This is a genomic window from Pseudomonas sp. TE31087 (assembly GCF_057284075.1).
The window spans coordinates 4,173,388-4,193,812 of sequence record NZ_JBXVNN010000001.1; the positions used below are offsets into that span (position 1 = coordinate 4,173,388).

General features: G+C 65.8%; 15 protein-coding genes and 1 pseudogene. 10 read left to right on the forward strand and 6 right to left on the reverse strand.

The features are described 5' to 3' along the window. Positions 1 to 840: 840 nt before the first annotated feature. The 6 genes from mgtA (at position 841) to ACZ899_RS18840 (ending at position 9,082) form a co-directional block, all read left to right on the forward strand. Entirely contained in the window at positions 841 to 3,552 is a 2,712-nt protein-coding gene (gene mgtA / locus ACZ899_RS18815; protein ID WP_234561879.1) for a magnesium-translocating P-type ATPase, read from the forward strand. Between the two features lie 10 nt (positions 3,553 to 3,562). Further along, on the forward strand, positions 3,563 to 3,997 hold the full coding sequence (locus ACZ899_RS18820) for a DUF2493 domain-containing protein (protein ID WP_232854786.1): 435 nt from the start codon (positions 3,563 to 3,565) through the stop codon (positions 3,995 to 3,997). 50 nt (positions 3,998 to 4,047) lie between these two features. Then, the gene (locus ACZ899_RS18825) at positions 4,048 to 5,535 is read left to right on the forward strand and encodes a YifB family Mg chelatase-like AAA ATPase (RefSeq protein WP_234561881.1); all 1,488 of its coding nucleotides are present in this window, start codon (positions 4,048 to 4,050) and stop codon (positions 5,533 to 5,535) included. Between the two features lie 227 nt (positions 5,536 to 5,762). Next, positions 5,763 to 6,014 (forward strand): DUF2790 domain-containing protein, encoded by a 252-nt coding sequence (locus tag ACZ899_RS18830; protein WP_234561883.1) that lies wholly within the window; start codon positions 5,763 to 5,765, stop codon positions 6,012 to 6,014. Between the two features lie 32 nt (positions 6,015 to 6,046). Further along, positions 6,047 to 7,063, forward strand: a complete 1,017-nt coding sequence (locus tag ACZ899_RS18835) for an alpha/beta hydrolase (RefSeq protein WP_234561886.1) — start codon at positions 6,047 to 6,049, stop codon at positions 7,061 to 7,063. 231 nt (positions 7,064 to 7,294) lie between these two features. Continuing rightward, the gene (locus ACZ899_RS18840; RefSeq protein ID WP_203649045.1) at positions 7,295 to 9,082 is read left to right on the forward strand and encodes a monovalent cation:proton antiporter-2 (CPA2) family protein; all 1,788 of its coding nucleotides are present in this window, start codon (positions 7,295 to 7,297) and stop codon (positions 9,080 to 9,082) included. Positions 9,083 to 9,085: 3 nt separating this feature from the next. On the opposite strand, the gene ACZ899_RS18845 is transcribed toward ACZ899_RS18840, so the two are convergent. Next, on the reverse strand, positions 9,086 to 9,364 hold the full coding sequence (locus ACZ899_RS18845) for a HigA family addiction module antitoxin (RefSeq protein WP_234561888.1): 279 nt from the start codon (positions 9,362 to 9,364) through the stop codon (positions 9,086 to 9,088). A gap of 486 nt (positions 9,365 to 9,850) precedes the next feature. Here ACZ899_RS18845 and ACZ899_RS18850 point away from each other — a divergent pair, with 486 nt between their 5' ends. Both ACZ899_RS18850 and ACZ899_RS18855 read left to right on the forward strand, forming a co-directional pair. Continuing rightward, the gene (locus ACZ899_RS18850; RefSeq protein WP_028688634.1) at positions 9,851 to 10,135 is read left to right on the forward strand and encodes a DUF6124 family protein; all 285 of its coding nucleotides are present in this window, start codon (positions 9,851 to 9,853) and stop codon (positions 10,133 to 10,135) included. A 90-nt stretch (positions 10,136 to 10,225) separates the two neighbouring features. Beyond that, positions 10,226 to 11,137, forward strand: a complete 912-nt coding sequence (locus ACZ899_RS18855) for a LysR substrate-binding domain-containing protein (protein ID WP_234561890.1) — start codon at positions 10,226 to 10,228, stop codon at positions 11,135 to 11,137. Positions 11,138 to 11,254: 117 nt separating this feature from the next. Here ACZ899_RS18855 and ACZ899_RS18860 read toward each other — a convergent pair whose 3' ends face one another. From ACZ899_RS18860 to ycaC, 3 genes are all read right to left on the reverse strand, one after another. After that, positions 11,255 to 13,225, reverse strand: coding sequence for an amidohydrolase (locus ACZ899_RS18860; RefSeq protein ID WP_234561892.1), 1,971 nt, complete (start codon positions 13,223 to 13,225; stop codon positions 11,255 to 11,257). 66 nt (positions 13,226 to 13,291) lie between these two features. Continuing rightward, positions 13,292 to 13,858, reverse strand: a complete 567-nt coding sequence (locus tag ACZ899_RS18865; RefSeq protein WP_234561894.1) for an antibiotic biosynthesis monooxygenase — start codon at positions 13,856 to 13,858, stop codon at positions 13,292 to 13,294. Positions 13,859 to 13,975: 117 nt separating this feature from the next. Then, on the reverse strand, positions 13,976 to 14,605 hold the full coding sequence (gene ycaC, locus ACZ899_RS18870; RefSeq protein WP_110735958.1) for an isochorismate family cysteine hydrolase YcaC: 630 nt from the start codon (positions 14,603 to 14,605) through the stop codon (positions 13,976 to 13,978). 315 nt (positions 14,606 to 14,920) lie between these two features. On the opposite strand from ycaC, the pseudogene ACZ899_RS18875 reads away from it, so the two are divergent. After that, positions 14,921 to 16,349, forward strand: a pseudogene (locus tag ACZ899_RS18875) (mechanosensitive ion channel domain-containing protein). A gap of 99 nt (positions 16,350 to 16,448) precedes the next feature. Here ACZ899_RS18875 and amaA read toward each other — a convergent pair. Both amaA and amaB read right to left on the reverse strand, forming a co-directional pair. After that, the gene (gene amaA, locus ACZ899_RS18880; protein WP_234561898.1) at positions 16,449 to 17,735 is read right to left on the reverse strand and encodes an L-pipecolate oxidase; all 1,287 of its coding nucleotides are present in this window, start codon (positions 17,733 to 17,735) and stop codon (positions 16,449 to 16,451) included. A gap of 147 nt (positions 17,736 to 17,882) precedes the next feature. Further along, a complete protein-coding gene (amaB, locus tag ACZ899_RS18885; protein WP_326491853.1) occupies positions 17,883 to 19,373 on the reverse strand; it encodes an L-piperidine-6-carboxylate dehydrogenase in 1,491 nt (496 codons plus the stop codon). Positions 19,374 to 19,509: 136 nt separating this feature from the next. On the opposite strand from amaB, the gene ACZ899_RS18890 reads away from it, so the two are divergent. Further along, a complete protein-coding gene (locus ACZ899_RS18890) occupies positions 19,510 to 20,409 on the forward strand; it encodes a LysR family transcriptional regulator (protein ID WP_234561900.1) in 900 nt (299 codons plus the stop codon). Positions 20,410 to 20,425: the final 16 nt, after the last annotated feature.

Sequence of the window (20,425 nt, forward strand, 5' to 3'; positions counted from 1 at the left end):
GTGGATGGCACCGGCTTCGCCGGTGTTCGCGGCTAAAGCCGCTCCCACAGGTACTACGCCAACCTGTAGGAGCGGACTTGCCCCGCGATAGCACTTGCGCAGTACCTTGCATTAATTCCCCTCCCAGCAGATGAAACATATTTAAGTTACGCCTTCCCGGTTGACTTCCCCGCTATGCTTTGCATAAAGTTCACCCGCCCCGAAAAGCGGGCCTTTATTTCAACTCACGAAGAATTCAATGGACACAGTATCTAGTCGCTGTCTGGCAGCCTTTGGCCGCCAGGCACTTGAACCGGAACTCCGGGCCCGCCCCTAGGTCGGGCAAGCCGCGCCAGAGCCTGCTGCTCCGCCGTCGCTTGTCGCCCCGGGTGCCCGCCCGGTCGGAGGCAAGCTCATGAACCTCGATATCGCCATCCCTCGCCTGCGCACCTGTGCGCACAAGGCCCCGCACCGTCCTGTCCTCGGCTGGGGTTTGACCTCGTCCCTGGAACCGCCCAGTCGATAGCGCGCCCGTTGCTGCCTGCAGTGACGCGCGCCGTGCTGTCCGTTCGCTGAACTGACGCCATATAAATCGTCAGAAACTTCCGAACTTTAAGTAATTAAAGTTCGTTGAAGTTCTATTGGCCCGCCATTTAACAAAGGGATTAACCGACCATGGAATCAGCCAGTAGAAAGTTCGCTGCCGATCTTATTTCCGGCATTCGCCAGCGAACACGTAAACGTCGGAAAAACCACGTTTTTCATTGTTTTAATCATTGCGACACGGGACACGTTCACTCACCTTCCCAACCGTGAGTCGACTGTGTGTCGTGCCGCCTCCTGCGGCAGGAGCACAGCCAAATGACCGTAAAAGACCGCAACACCCACAGCAAAGCCGGCGATGATGCCCGCCTGTCCATGCGTGCCGCCCGCGAGGCACGCAACGGCCTGGCCGTGACCCTGGCCAACCTCGACGCCAGCGAGCTGGGCCTGACCGAACACGAGGCCGCCAAGCGCCTGCAGCGCGACGGCGCCAACCAGGTCGCCCACGACAAACCGCAACCGGCCCTGGTGCAATTGCTCAAGGCCCTGCACAACCCCTTCATCTACGTGCTGCTCACCCTCGCCGGCATCAGCTTCGTCACCGACTACTGGCTGCCGGTAAGCGCCGGCGAGCTGGAGGAAGCGGACCTGACCAAGGTCATCATCATCATGACCATGGTCAGCCTCAGCAGCCTGCTGCGCTTCTGGCAGGAGTACCGCTCGGGCAAGGCCGCCGATGCGCTCAAGGCCATGGTCCGTACCACCGCCACCGTGCTGCGCCGCGAGCGCCACGACCAGCCGGCGCGCCTGCGCGAAGTGCCGATGAACGAACTGGTGGCCGGCGACATCGTGCAACTGGCCGCTGGCGACATGATCCCCGCCGATATCCGCCTGATCGAGTCCCGCGACCTGTTCATCAGCCAGGCCGTACTGACCGGCGAAGCGCTGCCGGTGGAGAAATACGACACCCTCGGCCACGTCGCGCAGAAATCCGCCGGAGGCAGCGCCAACGATGAAAGCGGCCTGCTGGACCTGCCCAACATCGGCTTCATGGGCACCAACGTGGTCAGCGGCCGCGCCCGCGCCGTGGTGGTGGCCACCGGCAAGCGCACCTACTTCGGTTCGCTGGCCAAGGCCATCGTCGGCTCGCGCAGCCAGACCGCCTTCGACCGCGGGGTGAACAGCGTCAGCCGTCTGCTGATCCGCTTCATGCTGGTGATGGTGCCGGTGGTGTTCATGCTCAACGGCGTGGTCAAGGGCGACTGGAGCGACGCCTTCCTGTTCGCCCTGGCCGTGGCCGTGGGCCTGACCCCGGAAATGCTGCCGATGATCGTCAGCGCCAACCTGGCCAAGGGCGCCGTGGCCATGGCCCGGCGCAAGGTGGTGGTCAAGCGCCTGAACGCCATCCAGAACTTCGGCTCGATGGACGTGCTGTGCACCGACAAGACCGGCACCCTGACCCAGGACCGCATCATCCTCGAGCACCACGTCGACGCCAGCGGCCACCAGGACCCGCGCCTGCTGCAACTGGCCTGGCTCAACAGCCACCACCAGAGCGGCGTGAAGAACCTGATGGACCAGGCCGTGCTGCGTTTTGCCGGCGAAGACCAGGGCTTCCAGCCACCCTATGCCTACGCCAAGGTCGACGAGCTGCCCTTCGACTTCATCCGCCGGCGCCTGTCGGTGATCGTCAAGGATGCCCTGGGCGACCACCTGCTGGTGAGCAAGGGCGCCGTCGAGGAAATGCTGGCCATCGCCACCCATGTCGAAGAAGGCGGCCAGCGGGTCGTCCTGGATGCCGGACGACGCCAGCAACTGCTGGATACCGCCAGCGCCTACAACCAGGAGGGCTTCCGCGTGCTGCTGGTTGGCACCCGCGACATTCCGGCCGCCGCCGGCAAGCCCCAGTACCACACCGATGACGAGCGCGAGCTGGTGATCCGGGGCTTCCTGACCTTCCTCGACCCGCCCAAGGAAACCGCCGGCCCGGCCATCGCCGCCCTGCGCGAGATGGGCGTGAAGGTGAAGGTGCTGACCGGCGACAACCCGGTGGTCACCTGCAAGGTCTGCCGCGAAGTGGGCCTTGCGCCCGGCCAGCCGCTGCTCGGCCAGGACATCGAGCGCCTGGACGACACCCAGCTCAAGGCGCTGGTCGAGGAACGCACGGTGTTCGCCAAGCTCACCCCGCTGCAGAAGTCGCGGGTGCTCAAGGCGCTGCAGGCCAACGGCCACACCGTGGGCTTCCTTGGCGACGGCATCAACGACGCCCCGGCGCTGCGCGATGCCGACGTGGGCATCTCGGTGGACAGCGGTACCGACATCGCCAAGGAATCGGCCGACATCATCCTCCTGGAAAAGAGCCTGATGGTGCTGGAAGAAGGCGTGCTCAAGGGCCGCGAAACCTTCGGCAACATCATGAAGTACCTGTGCATGACCGCCAGCTCCAACTTCGGCAACGTGTTCTCGGTGCTGGTGGCCAGCGCGTTCATCCCGTTCATGCCGATGCTGGCGATCCACCTGTTGCTGCAGAACCTGATGTACGACTTCTCCCAGCTGTCGCTGCCGTGGGACCGCATGGACAAGGAATTCCTGCGCGAGCCACGCAAGTGGGATGCCCGCAACATCGGTCGTTTCATGCTGTGGATCGGCCCCACTTCGTCGATCTTCGACATCACCACCTTCGCCCTGATGTGGTACGTGTTCGCCGCCAACAGCGTGGAAATGCAGGCGCTGTTCCAGTCCGGCTGGTTCATCGAGGGGCTGCTGTCGCAAACGCTGGTGGTGCACATGCTGCGCACCCGCAAGGTGCCGTTCTTCCAGAGCACCGCGGCGCTGCCGGTGATCCTGGCCACCGGCCTGGTGATGTGCCTGGGCATCTACATCCCGTTCTCGCCGCTGGGAGCGATGGTCGGGCTGGTGCCGCTGCCGTGGGAATACTTCCCGTGGCTGGCCGCCACCCTGCTGGGCTACTGCCTGGTGGCCCAGGGCATGAAAACCCTGTACATCCGCCGCTTCGGCCAGTGGTTCTGAGGGGGTGGGCATGCGCGTACTGATCTGCGCGGGGCGCAACTACGCCGACAGCCAACGCTGCCGCCAGGCGCTGGACGCCCTCCAGCGCCAGCAACCGATCCGGGTGCTGATCCACGGCGGCAGCCAGCACCTGGGCGGCGAGATCGAAGGCTGGGCCCGCGAACAGGGCGCCGACATCGTGCGCTACCCGCCCAACTGGCAGCTGCACGGCAAGCTGGCCGAGCGCCTGCGCAACGTCTTCATGCTGCGCGACAGCCGGCCCGACCTGGTGCTGGCGTTGCCGGGCGGGGACGACACCGAGGAACTGCTGGCACGGGCGCGGGGTTCGGGGATTCCGGTGATCTGCGGCAGGCAGCCTCGGGCGGCAGGCGCCAACGGTACTGAGTGCCAGGCCGGACAAAACTCGACGCACTCTTCTCGTCCACCTGCCCAAGAGCACCACTAAGCTTTGCCAGGCCGCAGGATGCGGCCATCACCTGCAAATACGGAGTGCCCATGTCCCTCGCCCTCGTCCACAGCCGCGCCCAGGTGGGCGTGCAGGCCCCCGCCGTCAGCGTCGAAACCCATCTGGCCAACGGCCTGCCCACGCTTACCCTGGTCGGTCTGCCGGAAACCACGGTCAAGGAGAGCAAGGACCGGGTACGCAGCGCCATCGTCAACTCCGGCCTGGACTACCCGGCCCGGCGCATCACCCAGAGCCTCGCCCCCGCCGACCTGCCCAAGGACGGTGGCCGCTACGACCTGGCCATCGCCCTGGGCATCCTCGCCGCCAATGGCCAGGTGCCGGTAGCCACCCTCGACGATATCGAATGCCTGGGCGAACTGGCCCTGTCGGGTGCATTGCGCCCGGTACAGGGCGTGCTGCCCGCGGCATTGGCGGCCCGGGATGCGGGCCGGGCGTTGGTGGTGCCTCGGGAGAATGCCGAGGAGGCCAGCCTGGCCAGCGGCCTGGTGGTGTATGCAATGGGGCACCTGCGCGAGCTGGTGGCCCACCTGAACGGCCAGCCCGCGCTGTCTCCCTACGCAGCCAATGGCTTGCTGCTGGAACAACGCCCCTATCCGGACCTCAGCGAAGTCCAGGGCCAGATCGCCGCCAAGCGCGCCCTGCTGGTCGCCGCGGCCGGGGCGCACAACCTGTTGTTCACAGGTCCCCCGGGCACCGGCAAGACCCTGCTCGCCAGCCGCCTGCCCGGGCTGCTGCCGCCGCTGGACGAGCGTGAAGCGCTGGAGGTGGCGGCGATCCGCTCGGTCAGTGGCCATGCACCGCTCGACAGCTGGCCGCAGAGACCCTTTCGTCACCCTCATCATTCCGCATCCGGCCCGGCATTGGTGGGCGGTGGCAGCCGGCCGCAACCCGGCGAGATCACCCTGGCGCACCATGGCGTGCTGTTTCTCGACGAGCTGCCCGAGTTCGAGCGACGCGTGCTGGAGGTGCTGCGCGAACCGCTGGAGTCCGGCGAGATCGTGGTGGCCCGGGCCAAGGACCGCGTACGTTTTCCGGCGCGCTTCCAGCTGGTAGCGGCCATGAACCCCTGCCCCTGCGGCTACCTGGGCGACCCCACCGGCCGCTGCCGGTGCAGCAGCGAGCAGGTCCAGCGTTATCGCAACAAGCTGTCGGGCCCACTGCTCGACCGCATCGATCTGCACCTGACGGTGGCTCGGGAAAGTACCGTGCTGACCCACCAGCCCAGTGGCGAGACCAGCGCCAACGTCGGCCAGAGGGTGGCCGAGGCCCGGGCGCTGCAGCAGCGCAGGCAGGGCTGCGCCAACGCCTTCCTCGACCTCAAGGGACTGCGCCGGCATTGCCCGCTGGAGCCGGTTGACCAGGCCTGGCTGGAGCAGGCCTGCGAACGGCTGACACTGTCGTTGCGGGCGGCGCACCGGCTGCTGAAGGTCGCCCGCACGCTGGCGGACCTGGAGGGCGCGCAATCCATCGCCAGGGCGCACCTGGCGGAAGCGTTGCAGTACCGACCCAGCGCTTGATGCTGCCTCCCTGTGGGAGCGGGTTTACCCGCGAAACAGACAACGCGGTGCCTGGCACCCGCTTCGCGGGTGTTCGCGGGTAAACCCGCTCCCACAGAAGCTGGCCAAGACGCACTCAATCAGCGTCATAGCGGAAATATATTTTGCGCGCTAAATATTTGCGCGCAATATTCACATCAAGCAGCAAGCAGTCGCCAACCCCACTCAGCAGAACCCGGAGAACGATCATGACCCTTCGCAAAGCCTTCGCCCTCACCGTCACCACCCTGGCCCTCGGCACCAGCGCCGGCAGCTTCGCCAACGAGGCCACCCCGTACCGCTACGGCATGGACCTGGATATCGCCAAGGTCGTCAGCGTCGATGCACCCGCCAGCGCCCAGGGCCAGACCAGCACCGCCACCCTGACCTACCGCGACAGCAGCGGCCAGCTGCGCGCCGTGAGCTACGTGCAACCCACCGTCCTCGCCAACCAGAACTGAGCCACGACTCGAACCCCTAAAGGAGCTAGAACATGAAACTGTCCCACACCCTGACCGCCGGCCTGCTGGCCCTCGCCGTGAACAGCGCCTTCGCCGCCGGCAGCCCCGGCGTCGAGCACACCACCCAGGGCTTCCTCAAGGCCCTGGCCGCTGGTGGCGGCAAGCCGCTTGAAACCCTCTCGCCCAAGGATGCCCGTGCGGTGCTGAGCGGTGCCCAGGCCGGGGTGAAGGTCGACCTGTCGGGGATCCGCGTCGAACGCCGGACCATCCAGGCCGATGGCCAGCCGCTGGAGATCCGCGTGGTGCGGCCCGAAGGCGCCAAGGGTGAACTGCCAGTGTTCATGTTCTTCCACGGCGGCGGCTGGGTGCTGGGCGACTACCCCACCCACGAACGCCTGATCCGTGACCTGGTGGTGGGTTCCGGCGCCGCGGCGGTGTACGTCGACTACACGCCATCGCCGGAAGCCAGGTTCCCCACCGCGATCAACCAGGCCTATGCCGCCACCCGCTGGGTCGCCGAACACGGCAAGGAGATCGGCGTGGACGGCAGCCGCCTGGCGGTGGCCGGCAACAGCGTCGGCGGCAACATGGCCGCGGTGGTGGCGATCAAGGCCAAGGAGGCCGGCACGCCGAAGCTGCGCTTCCAGGCCCTGCTGTGGCCAGTGACCGACGCCAACTTCAACAACGCGTCCTATAACCAGTTCGCCGAAGGCCACTTCCTGACCCGCAACATGATGCAGTGGTTCTGGAACAACTACACCACCGACCCGCGCCAACGCGACGACGTCCACGCCTCGCCGCTGCGCGCCAGCCTCGAGCAGTTGCAAGGCCTGCCGCCAGCCCTGGTGCAGACCGCCGAGATGGACGTGCTGCGCGACGAAGGCGAAGCCTATGCCCGCAAGCTGGACGCCGCCGGGGTACCGGTGACCGCCGTGCGCTACAACGGCCTGATCCATGACTACGGCCTGCTCAATGTGCTGAGCAGCGTGCCCAGTGTGCGCAGTGCCATGGACCAGGCAGCGCAGGCCTTGAAAACCCATCTGCAATAAGTGGCCGATCGCCATCGCGGGGCAAGCCCGCTCCCACGAAGGTTTTATACCTTGCGTGGGAGCGGGCTTGCCCCGCGATGGATTCGGCAAAGGTCCTACTTTCAGAACGCTGCTTCCTGTAACCCCGGGATTGTCCTGTTTCCCATCTCACCCGAAAATGCCCGCCTCTTTCATCGATGACATAAGCTGTTGCATCAAACGCTGCCGCACGCAGTTCAAGGAGTCCGAGCAATGCCACACGAAGGCAGCCTTCTACAAACCGCCGTCATCTTCCTCCTCGCCGCCGTGGTCGCCGTGCCCCTGGCCAAGCGCCTGCAACTGGGCGCCGTGCTCGGCTACCTGCTGGCCGGCGTGGCCATCGGCCCGCAGGCCCTGGGGCTGATCCGTGACACCGAGAGCGTCGCGCACATCTCCGAGCTGGGCGTGGTGTTGCTGCTTTTCATCATTGGCCTGGAGCTGTCGCCCCGGCGCCTGTGGCTGATGCGCAAGTCGGTGTTCGGCGTCGGCACCGCGCAGGTGGTCCTGACCGGCGCGGCGCTCGGCGCCATCGCCCTGTTCGGCTTCAGCCAAAGCCTGCCGGCGGCCATCGTGCTCGGCCTGGGCCTGGCGCTGTCGTCCACCGCCCTGGGTCTGCAGAGCCTGGCCGAGAGCAAGCAGCTCAACGCGCCCCACGGCCGCCTGGCCTTCGCCATCCTGCTGTTCCAGGACATCGCCGCGATCCCGCTGATCGCCCTGGTGCCGCTGCTGGCCGCCAGCGGCCCGGACACCAGCCAAGGCGACAGCTTCGAGCATGGCCTGAAGGTATTCGCCAGCATCGCCATCGTCATCGTCGGCGGCCGCTACCTGCTGCGCCCGCTGTTTCGCACCGTTGCCCGCACCGGCCTGCCGGAGGTGTCCACCGCCACCGCGCTGCTGGTGGTGATCGGCACTGCCTGGCTGATGGAGGAAGCCGGTATTTCCATGGCCCTGGGCGCCTTCCTCGCCGGCCTGTTGCTGGCCGACTCCGAATACCGCCACGAACTGGAAGCGCAGATCGAACCGTTCAAGGGCCTGCTGCTGGGGCTGTTCTTCATCAGCGTCGGCATGGGCGCCAACCTGCGCCTGCTGTTGGAAATGCCGCTGGTGCTGCTGGGCATGACCATGCTGTTGATCGCGGTGAAGCTGGTGCTGCTGATCGGCGTCGGCCGCATCGCCGGGGGCCTCAACAGTGCCAGCGCGCTGCGCCTGGGCATGGTGCTGGCCGCCGGTGGCGAATTTGCCTTCGTGGTGTTCAAGCTGGGCAAGGACCAGGGCCTGTTCGACACCCTGACCTACGACCTGCTGCTGATGACCATCACCCTGTCGATGGCCCTAACCCCGCTGCTGATGATCGGCTGCGCCCGCGCCCTCAAGCGTCCGCAACCCGCCCGGGAAGTGCCCGAGCAGTACAAGCAGATCGACGCCGGCACGCCACGGGTGGTGATCGTCGGCATGGGCCGCATGGGCCAGATCGTGGCGCGCATCCTGCGGGCGCAGAAGATCCCCTTCGTCGCCCTGGAAACCTCAGTGGACACCATCGAGATGACCCGCATGTTCGAGCAGGTGCCGGTGTTCTACGGCGATCCGTCGCGCACCGAGGTGCTGCATGCGGCCAAGGTCGGCGAAGCCGAGTACGTGATCATCACCATCGATGACCCCGAGGCCGCCACCCGCACGGCCGAGCGGGTCAAGCGCCTGTACCCGCACCTGAAGGTCATCGCCCGGGCGCGCAACCGCCAGCATGTGCACAAGCTGGTGGACGTGGGCGCCGAGCCGATTCGCGAGACCTACCATTCCAGCCTGGAGATGAGCCGGCGGGCGCTGGTCGGGCTGGGGCTGACCGAGGCCCAGGCGGCGGATCGCATCGCCCGCTTCACCGAGCATGACGAGCAGGTGCTGGAGGCCCAGGGGCATGTGCGCGACGACCGGGCCAAGGTGATGCAGACGGCGAAGGAGGCGCGGGTGGAGCTGGAGCGGTTGTTTGCGTCGGATGAGGATTGACGCTCAGGCGAACGCCAGCCGCTCGATAGGTGGATGCGCGCGGTGTGCGGCCTGCCACAGGTCGTAGGCCGCCTGCTCGGCCAGGTACTGACGGGCACTGCCAAGACCGGCCAGTTCGAGGCGATAGGCCAGGTCGGCTGAAATGGCTGCGTGGCCGTTGAGCACTGTGGATAACTGACCACGTGAATAGCCCAGGTGGCGGGCCAGGGAGGAGACGTTCATGCCGATGGCGGGCAGGACGTCTTCGCGCAGGGCTTCGCCGGGGTGGGGTGGGTTGTGCATAGTTGTCACTTCGTCTTGAAATCTTGGGGCTGCTACGCAAGTTCTCGCCACTGGATAGCAACTGGTTTCGCCTGAAACCATACAACAGCGGCAGTGCAGATCAACCGAGAAGCTTCCGACAAGCTCGAAGGAATGTGTTCAAAAAACGCTCGAATCTGCTGAGCTCAGCCATGTCCTACGTGATCTGAAAACCTTTCCTACTGAGCAGCCTGCAGCCCAAGAAATACCCTACAAAGTCTGTCGATACCCTTCTGATTGTCCGGGGAAATCATGCCCTCTAGGCTGACCAGGTCGCTGTCGGTTCAGCGATCGGGCGTGGAAACCCGGCTGGTTGGTTATCGGATTATCTGTCGTAACGGCAGCTGTACGCGGGAGGCCGCAAAGCCTGCCGGGGTTCTCCGATAACCTGGTTTTCCACCCCGTGTACAGCCGCCACCCTTCGCGTGGAAACGGACGGTGCCGGTCAATTTCTATCGGAGTTTGACCATGAAAAAGATCGTCCCCGACCCACCCCTCCCCGACACCCGCCACCACCCCTTCGGCAAATGCGACGCCGGCCACCCACCGCTGTTCGCAGTAAACCCCAATATCAACGCCCACGACGCCCTGGTGCATGTCGCCGAGTACCTGCGCAGTGCCTACAACGTCGGCTACAAGGCGCTGGAGCATATGGATGAAACCGGCAGGAGCCTGTTGTGGGCCAGCCTGCATGGCATCGAGATGGCCGAAGGCCTGACGGAAGCGATGCTGGAGGGAATCGAGTCGTCCTGAGCGATATTGGCTTGAAGGGAGTTGGATGAGGGCCACCATCGCCCGGTAGACTGCGAACCATTGTCCCCGGCGCGCTGCGGAGATCGCCCCTTGGAAGACCTCAACTCCCTCTACTACTTCACCCAGGTGGTCGAGCACGGTGGCTTTGCCCCGGCCGGACGGGCGCTGGACATGCCCAAGTCCAAGCTCAGCCGGCGCATCGCCGACCTGGAGGAGCGCCTCGGCGTGCGCCTGCTGCACCGCACCAGCCGGCACTGCTCGCTGACCGAGATCGGCCAGGCCTACTACAACCGTTGCCTGGCCATGCGCGTGGAAGCCGAGGGTGCCGCCGAGATCATCGAGCGCAACCGCAGCGAACCACGCGGGCTGGTGCGCATCAGCTGCCCGACCACTCTGCTCAACTCCTGGGTCGGACCGATGCTGACCCGCTACATGCTAAAGTATCCGCAGGTGGAGCTGTTCATCGAGAGCACCAACCGCCGCGTCGATCTGCTGCATGAGGGCTTCGACGTGGCGCTGCGGGTGCGTTTCCCGCCGCTGGAGAACACCGACATGGTGATGAAGGTGCTGAGCAACAGCACCCAGTGCCTGGTCGGGCATCCGTCGTTCCGCGAACAGCTTGCGCAAGGCTTTGACCCGCTGCAACTCAGTGAGCTGCCCAGCGTGCATTGGGGTGGCGCCCAGCGTGAATACCAGTGGGAGCTGTTCCAGGGTGAGGACATGAGCCGCAGCCTGGTGATCCCGCACAAACCACGGATGGTCACCGACGACCTGTTCGCCCTGCGGCATTTCGTGGTGGCGGGCGTGGGGATCGCGCACCTGCCCAGGGTGGCGGTGCGCGAGGACCTGGCGGCGGGGCGGTTGGTGGAAATGCTGCCGGACTGGCATCCGCGTTGCGGCATCGTGCATGCGATCTTCCCGTCGCGGCGCGGGTTGCTGCCGTCGGTGCGGTCGTTGATCGATCATCTGGCGGAGGAGTTCGCCATCAGCGACATGGCTTAGATACTGGGGCTGCGTTGCAGCCCTTTCGCGGCACAAGGCCGCTCCTACATGGGAATGCGCTCGCCTGTAGGAGCGGCCTTGTGCCGCGAAAGGGCCGCAAAGCGGCCCCTGGCCCACTCAGAAGGCGAAGCAGGAACAACCCAACGCACCCCAGAAGCCCTGGTAATCACTCACCGGAACACTGGAATGCCGCGCCTTCTCATGGCTGTGGGCATGCACCCCGCACGGCCCGACACACTGGTGCAGCGCCGCCGCCATCGGCGCACCGGCGCGCCAGTGCCCCGGCACCTTGGCCACCGGCGACCACTCCGGCAACACCGGCACCTGCGCAGGGCCGAGCTTGTCGAACTCGGCGGCACCGTACACCACCTTGCCGTCGACAACGGTCAGCACCGACTCGATGCCCTTGATCGCCTCTTCATCAACGCTGAAGAAGTCCAGCGACAGCGCCGCCAGGTCCGCCAGCTGACCGACCTTGATCTGCCCCTTCTTGCCCTGCTCGCTGGAGAACCAGGCGCTGCCATGGGTGAACAGCTGCAGCGCGGTCTCGCGGCTAAGGCCCTCCGGATACAGTTCCAGCCCGCCGACGGTCTTGCCGCTGACCATCCAGTACAGCGAAGTCCATGGGTTGTAGCTGGACACCCGGGTAGCGTCGGTACCCGCCCCCACCGGCACGCCCATGTCGAGCATGCGCTTGATCGGCGGTGTGTGCTCGGCGGCCTTGGCGCCATAGCGGTCGACGAAATACTCACCCTGGAAGGCCATGCGGTCCTGGATGGCGATGCCACCGCCCAGTGCCCTCACCCGCTCGATGTTCTGCGGGGTGATGGTTTCGGCATGGTCGAAGAACCAGGGCAGGCCATTGAACGGGATGTCGCGGTTGACCTTCTCGAACACGTCGAGCATGCGCGAGATCGACTCGTCGTAGGTGGCGTGCAGGCGGAACGGCCAGCGCTGCTCGACCAGGTGACGCACCACCGGCTCCAGCTCCTGCTCCATGGTCTGCGGCAAGTCCGGGCGCGGTTCGAGGAAGTCCTCGAAGTCGGCGGCGGAGAACACCAGCATCTCGCCGGCGCCGTTGTGGCGGAAGAAGTCGTTGCCGTCGCCGGGCTTTACCTTCTGCGTCCAGTTCTTGAAGTCGGCCAGTTCTTCCTTGGGCTTCTGGGTGAACAGGTTGTAGGCAATGCGCACGGTCAGCTGGTCGTTGTTGGCCAGCTCCTGGATCACCTGGTAGTCGTCCGGGTAGTTCTGGTAGCCGCCGCCGGCATCGATGGCGCTGGTCAGGCCGAGGCGGTTGAGCTCGCGCATGAACTGGCGGGTGGAGTTGACCTGGTACTCCAGCGGCAGCTTCGGCCCCTTGGCCAGGGTGGCGTAGAGAATGGTGGCGTTGGGCCGGGCGATAAGCATGCCGGTGGGATTGCCGAACTTGTCGCGCTGGATCTCGCCACCCGGGGGATTGGGCGTGTCCTTGCTGTAGCCCACCGCCCTGAGCGCGGCACGGTTGAGCAGCGCGCGGTCGTAGAGGTGCAGCAGGAACACCGGGGTGTCCGGCGCGGCCTGGTTGATCTCTTCCAGCGTGGGCATGCGTTTCTCGGCGAACTGGAACTCGTTCCAGCCACCGACCACGCGCACCCACTGCGGGGTCGGCGTGCGCTCGGCCTGGTCCTTGAGCATGCGCAGGGCGTCGGCCAGCGACGGCACGCCTTCCCAGCGCAGTTCGAGGTTGTAGTTCAGGCCGCCGCGGATCAGGTGCAGGTGCGAGTCGTTAAGGCCGGGGATCACCGTGCGCTGCTTGAGATCGATGATCTGCGTGGCGGTCCCCTTGTGGGCCATGGCTTCGGCGTCGCTGCCCACGGCGAGGAACTTGCCGTCCTTGATGGCGACGGCGCTGGCGGTGGGCTTCTCGCGGTCAACGGTGTGCAACTTGCCATTGAACAAGATGAGGTCGGCGTTCATGGGATCTCCTGAAAGGGCGGCATGGGCGGAATCGGTGAACGGCAATGCGCTCCACAGCGCGCCGGCGGCACCGAGCACGGTGCTGGTGGCGAGAAACTTGCGGCGGCTCTGGTCGGTAGGGTCCTGGCTCATGGTGCTCTCCGTCCGGGTGGGTGATCGGCAGGCGGTTGAAGGCTAGCAATGGATCACGGCGGGCGCTCAGCGGCGCAACCAGCCGGCACAGCGGCGCGTCACCCAGGGCATGATGTAGAACACCACGGGCAGGATGACGAACAGGTTGGTGATCAAGTTGCCGGTGATCGGGCCACCCAGCAGCGGATAGCGGGCAAACAGCGGCGCCAGCAGCTGGGGAATGACCAGGGTCATCGGGCAGATCACCAGGTAGGTCAGCAGGGCCTGTTTCCAGCGCGGCGGTTGCGCGGCGCCGACGCTGGGCGGGGTGAACCAGAATTCCGGGTCATCGTGCACCTGGGTCTGGTCGCCGTCTTCCAACAGTGGCAGCACTTCACTGATCAGCGCCTGACGCTCGGCAGAGTTGACCCAGGCCTGCAGCAGGCCGGCGTCGGCGAAGCGCACCACGGTGGTGAAGTGGCGACCGCCGTCGTCCGGGCGGATGACATTGACGTCCAGATGACCTGGCTGCTGGCGAGCGGTAGTCACGGCGCGCTTGAGCCAGGTTTCGTAGTGCACCAGCGCCTGGGCACGGACCTTGTGCTGGATCACCAGCGTGACGACGCTGCGGTTGCCTTCGGTTGCGGTGTTCATCGCTGACATTCCCTGGAGATGAGCTGGCCTGCATCCACTGTGCAACAGCAGACGAGCGCTGGATTGGATGGGTGTGCTGCCTTGCCTGGCACCTCGCGGTGCCAGGCTGGCGGCGGCTTACTTGCCGGCGGTCAGGGCGTTGTAGCTGGTGATCAGGTTGCGGTAGTCCGGGATGTGGTTGGAGAACAGCGCGGCCAGCCCTTCGACGTCGTTGCGCCAGTCGCGGTGCAGCTCACAGGCGACGCCGAACCAGGTCATCAGTTGCGCGCCGGCCTGGCTCATGCGGTCGTGGGCAGCATCGCGGGTCATTTCGTTGAAGGTGCCGGAAGCATCGGTGACCACGAACACCTCGAACTCTTCTTCCAGGGCCGCCAGCGCCGGGAAGGCCACGCACACTTCGGTCACCACGCCGGCGATGATCAGCTGCTTCTTGCCGGTGGCCTTCACCGCCTTGACGAAGTCTTCGTTGTCCCAGGCGTTGATCTGGCCGGGGCGAGCGATGTACGGGGCATCCGGGAACAGTTCCTTGAGTTCCGGCACCAGCGGGCCGTTGGGGCCTTGCTCGAAGCTGGTGGTGAGGATGGTCGGCAGGTTGAAGTACTTGGCCAGGTCCGCCAGGGCCAGCACGTTGTTCTTGAAGCGGTCCGGCTCGATGTCGCGGACCAGGGACAGCAGGCCGGCCTGGTGGTCGACCAGCAGTACGGCGGCGTCGTCTTTGTTCAGGCGGTTGTATTTGAAGTTGTTCATTGCCGGTGCTCCTTGGGTTTCGATCTTCAGTGGGGTGGGTGTTTCGCGTTGATGGGAGAAGATTAAAACCTGTACCTTTGTGGCGGTAGATAGCGAAATTTGGCTGTAGCGTTCTATTTTATGAACGATTGGGCGTGCTGGCTTCTTCGCGGGTAAACCCGCTCCCACAGGGATCGCACAGGCCTTGAAGGCGGCGAAGAACCTGTGGGAGCGGGTTTACCCGCGAAGAGGCCATCAGCACTATCACCAACCCATTGCCTGCCACCCCAACCTGCTCTATTACTACCCACAGCCCTCCCCCGCACCGAGACCACCATGCTGGCGTTCATCCAGTCATACCCGCTGTTGCTCGGCACCTTGCTGATCCTGCTCGACCTGCTGCTGTGGCAGCTGATTCCGCTGCACCACCGGGCCTGGCGTATCGCCACGCGGCTGGTGTTCTTCCTGCTGTTCAGCGCGGTGCTGCTGACGGCGGGCATGAGCCCGCTGCAACCGCCGCCTTGGGCCGACGATGTGCCGGCGCAACCTGATGGCCACGGTGCTGGCGATCGGCTGGTGGCTGTTCGGCGCACGCACGGTGACGGTGGTGTTCGGCCTGTTGCTGGTGGCACGCGGCAGCCACGGCGGGCGTCTGCTGCAGGATGTGGTCGGGGCGCTGATCTTCCTGGTCGCGGCGGTGGCGGCGGCGGCCTATGTGATGCAATTGCCGGTCAAGGGCCTGCTGGCGACCTCCGGGGTGATGGCCATCGTCATCGGCCTGGCGTTGCAGAGCACCCTGGCCGACGTGTTCTCCGGCATCGTGCTGAACACCACGCGGCCCTACCAGATCGGCGACGCGATCTCGATCGACGGCACCGAGGGCAAGGTGGTCGACATCGACTGGCGCGCCACCCGCCTGATCACCGGCAACAGCAGCCTGGCGGTGATCCCCAACTCGGTGGCGGCCAAGGCCAAGATCCTCAATTTCAGCCGCCCGGCCGAAGTGCATGGGGTGTCGATCAGCGTGGTGGTGCCAGCCAAGGTGCGTCCGCAGCGGGTGTTCGATGCGCTGGAAAAGACCCTGCAGGGCACCAGCATCCTGCTCGACAAGCCGGCGCCCAAGGTCACGGTGAAGGCTTCGAGCCTGGAGTCAGTGGAGTACGAAGCCAGTGGTTTCATCGCCGAGATGTCACGCAAGACCGAGGTGCGCAACCAGCTGTTCGACCTGGCCCACCGCCACCTGGAGGCCAGCGGCGTGACCTGGAATACCGAGCTCGGCGCCCCCGTGCGCAGCCGCCAGCGCGAGCTGCTGGAGGAGGTGCGGGTGTTCCGCTCACTGAGCAACGAAGAGCGCGATGCCCTGAGCCAGCGCATGACCACGGTGGAGTACCTGGCCGACCAGGTCATCCTCGGCATCGGCGAGCGCTCGGAGCATGTGCTGCTGATCAGCCGTGGCGTGGTGCTGGCCTCGGTGCGCGACGGCGAGCGGTTGATCGAAGGCGGGCGCATGGGACCTGGGGAGGTGCTGGGGCTGGAGGGGCTGGTGGACGACGAGGCGTCTCCGGTCGAGTTCCGCGCCCTGAGCGGCTGCATGCTCTATCGCATCGACAAGGAACAGGTGCGCGGTTGCCTGACCGAGAGCGGGGATGTGAAGTCGGCGCTGACCAAGCTGCAGCGGTTCCGCCGGCAGAAGCGCGAGTCACTGCTGCTGCAGAAACCGGCGGCAGTGAAGAAAGGTGGGTTCCTGAGCTGGCTGCATAAATGACCTGACCCTCTGCGCCGCCTTCTTCGCGGGTAAACCCGCTCCCACAGGTTTTGCACGTCCCCTGTGGGAGCGGGTTTACCCGCGAAGAAGGCGGCGCCATTACAGCACCACCCGCAGACACTGCCCTGCGTGATACAGCGAGAACCCCGATTCATAGAACGCCGTGCGCAAGGACGGCGCGCTCACCGGCCTCATGGGCGAGAACGGAATCGGCAGGCTGTCCGGATCATCCTTGAGCAGAAACTCGGCAAACGCCCGGCCGATCACCGTGCCGGTGGTGTTGCCGCGCCCGTTGTAGCCGGTCACCGCCACCAGCCCCGGCGCCGGTTCGAACAGGCGCATCAGGTGGTCCGGGGTGAAGTCGATGCAACCGGTCCAGTGCATCTCCCACTCGACCTTGCCCAGCGCCGGGTAGTAGTGGCTCTGGATACGGTCGGCCCAGCTGCGCACGAACCACGCCGGCTTGTTGTCGACCCGGCCGAGGCTGCCGAGCAGCAGGCGGCCCTGGTCGTCGCGGCGGATGCTGCTGAGCACGGTGCGGGTGTCCCACGAGCCCTGGCCATGGGGCAGGACCTTGTCGGCGGCGGCGCCGTGCAGGGGCTTGGAGGCGACCTGGTAGTAATAGCCGCGGAAGAAGTGCTTCTGCAGGTTGCTCCAGTCGCCTTCGGTGTAGGCGCCAGTGGAAATCACCACCTTGTCGGCGCGCACCGCGCCGCGCGCAGTCTTCACTCGCCAGGCATCGCCGTCGCGCTCCAGCCCTTCGACCGAGGACTGCTGGAACAGCTTGCCGCCCAGCCGGTTCACGGCGGCGGCCAGGCCTTGTGTATAGCCCATGGGGTTGATGGTGCCAGCGCGGCGGTCGAGCAGCGCGGCGGCAATCTTGTCGGTACCGCAGTATTCCTGGCATTGCGCGCCGGTCAGCAGCTCGACGTCGGCGCCGCGCCGGGTCCATTGCTGGTGGCGGGCCTCGAGGTCGGCGATGCCGGTGGCGTTGTGCGCCATGTGCAAAGTGCCCTGGTGCCGGGCCTGGCAGTCGATACCCAGGCGCTCGATCATGGCGAACACTTCACCCGGGGCCTCGCCGAGCACCTTGTTCAGGCGGCCGCCCTGCTTGTGGCCGAGGGTGGCCTCGACGTCGTCGGGGCGGATCCAGGTGCCGGCGTTGACCAGGCCGACGTTGCGCCCCGAGCCGCCGTGGCCAATCTTCCAGGCTTCCAGCAGGATCACCGACTTGCCCTGCTCCAGCAGGTGGATCGCCGCGGACAGGCCGGTAATGCCGCCGCCGATCACACAGACATCGGCCTTGTGCTCACCGGCCAGGGCCTGGGCGGCGACGGTTGGCTGGGTGACGTGGTCCCACAGACATTCTTGACGCAGTTCGGACATGGCCCGGCTCCAGCTGTTGTTCTTCTTGCCCATGGGGCCGCTGCGCGGCCCTTTCGCGGCACAAGGCCGCTCCTACAAGGAAGCGCGTTGCCTTTGTAGGAGCGGCCTTGTGCCGCGAAACGGGGGCAAAGCCCCCGCCTGCGATCATCAGTCGAACACGATACCCTGCGCCAGCGGCAGTTCCCGCGAATAGTTCACGGTATTAGTCTGCCGACGCATATAACCCTTCCACGCATCCGACCCGGACTCACGCCCGCCTCCGGTCTCCTTCTCACCCCCGAACGCCCCGCCGATCTCCGCGCCGCTGGTGCCGATATTGACGTTGGCGATGCCGCAATCGCTGCCCGAGGCGCTCTGGAAACGCTCGGCCTCGCGGATGTCGGTGGTGAAGATGCACGACGACAGGCCTTGCGGCACCTCGTTGTTCAGGCGCAGGGCCTCTTCGAAGTTGTCATAGGCCAGCACGTAGAGGATCGGCGCGAAGGTCTCGTGGCGCACCACGTCGCTCTGGGCCGGCATCTCGGCAATGGCCGGCGACACGTAGTAGGCGTTCGGATACTGCTCGGCCAGCTGGCGCTCGCCACCGAACACCTGGCCGCCCTCGTCGCGGGCCTTGGCCAGCGCGCCCTGCATGGCATCGAACGACTGCTTGTCGATCAGCGGGCCGACCAGGTTGTCCTTGCGCGGGTCGCCGATGCGCACCTTGGCGTAGGCGGCTTTGACCCGGGCGACCACTTCGTCCTTGATTGAACGGTGGACGATCAGGCGGCGCAGGGTGGTGCAGCGCTGGCCGGCGGTGCCGACCGCCGAGAACAGGATGCCGCGCACGGCCAGGTCGAGGTCGGCGCTCGGGGCCAGGATCATGGCGTTGTTGCCGCCCAGCTCGAGGATGCTGCGCCCGAATCGCGCGGCGACCCGCGGGCCGACTTCACGGCCCATGCGGGTGCTGCCGGTGGCGCTGACCAGCGGCACACGTGAGTCGTCGACCAGTGCTTCGCCTGCTTCGCGGCCACCGATCACCAGTTGCGCCAGGCCAGCCGGCGCATCGCCGAAGGCTTTCACTGCCTTGTCGAACAGTGCCTGGCAGGCCAGGGCGGTCAGCGGAGTCTTCTCGGACGGTTTCCACACCACGGCGTTACCGGCCACCAGCGCCAGCGCGGTGTTCCACGCCCATACCGCCACCGGGAAGTTGAAGGCGCTGATCACCCCCACTACACCCAGCGGGTGCCAGGTTTCACGCATGTGGTGGCCCGGGCGCTCGGAGGCGATGGTCAGGCCGTACAGCTGGCGCGACAGACCGACGGCAAAGTCGCAGATGTCGATCATTTCCTGCACTTCGCCCAGGCCTTCCTGGGTGATCTTGCCGGCTTCGATGGAGACCAGTTCACCGAGGTCGGCCTTGTGCTCGCGCAGCACCTCGCCAAACAGGCGCACCAGCTCGCCGCGACGCGGGGCCGGCACGCTGCGCCAGGCTTCGAAGGCCTGTTGTGCCTGGTCGATGCGGGCAATGGTGTCGGCCTTGCCGAGCAGCTTCACCGAGGCGATGCGGCTACCGTCGATCGGGGTGTGAACAGGGTAGTCGCCCTGGGTGTGAGCCGCGGCGGCAACGCCAAGACGCTCGAGCAATGCAGCAACCATTGTGCTTCTCCTTTCATCGGGTGAAGGGGTGGAAAAGGATGTGGGTCAGTATTAATCCGATTACACAGGTGCAACAAACGACCTTTATTCCGCATATCATTCCGCCAGGTAATGATTTCAGCCGCCGAGACCGCTTATGTCCAAACGCCTGGTTCCGTCCATGACCGCCCTGCAGTGCTTCGAGGCCGCAGCCCGCCACCTGAGCTTCACCCGTGCCGCCGAGGAGCTGCACCTGACCCAGAGCGCGGTGAGCAAGCAGGTGGCGCAGCTCGAGGAGATGCTGCGCCACCACCTGTTCCTGCGCATCCGCCGACGCCTGCAACTGACCCCCGCCGGCAGCCTGTACCTGGCCGAGGTGAACAAGATCCTCACCCAGGTGGACATGTCCAGCCGCTATGTCCTGAGCTATGGCTCGCAGACCGAAGTATTGAAGGTAGCCACTCAACCGAGTTTCGGCGTGCGCTGGCTGATTCCGCACCTAAAAGGCTTCGGCAAGCGCCACCCGAACATCCACCTGGATATCCGCAACGAAATGGAGCCGTTCGCCCTGTTGCAGGGGTCGGCCGACGTGGTGTTCTTCTATGGCCAGGGTACCTGGCCCGGGGCGACCTGCGTCGAGCTGTTCGGCGAAGAGGTGGTGCCGGTGTGCGCGCCGGAGCTGTTGCAAGGGCGCACACTGCCTGACGCGGGTGCGGTGGCGGAGCTGGTATTGCTGCAGAGCACCTCGCGCCCGGAGGCCTGGCACGCGTGGTTCCTGGAGCAAGGGCTGCACACCGACAACAGCTACCACGGGCCGCGCTTCGACACCTTCTACATGGCCTTGAGCGCGGCGCAGGCTGGGTGCGGGGTGGCGCTGGTGCCGCGTTACCTGGTGGCCCGGGAGCTGGCCGAGGGCAGCCTGGTGCTGGCCTGGGACCATGCAATGAAGAGCAATGGCGCGCATTACCTGGCGTATGCCGAGCATGCGGCGGAAGTGCCGAAGGTGCGGGCGTTGGTGGAGTGGGTTGCCGAGCAGATCCAGCGGCGCGACCACTGACGCCATCGCGGGGCAA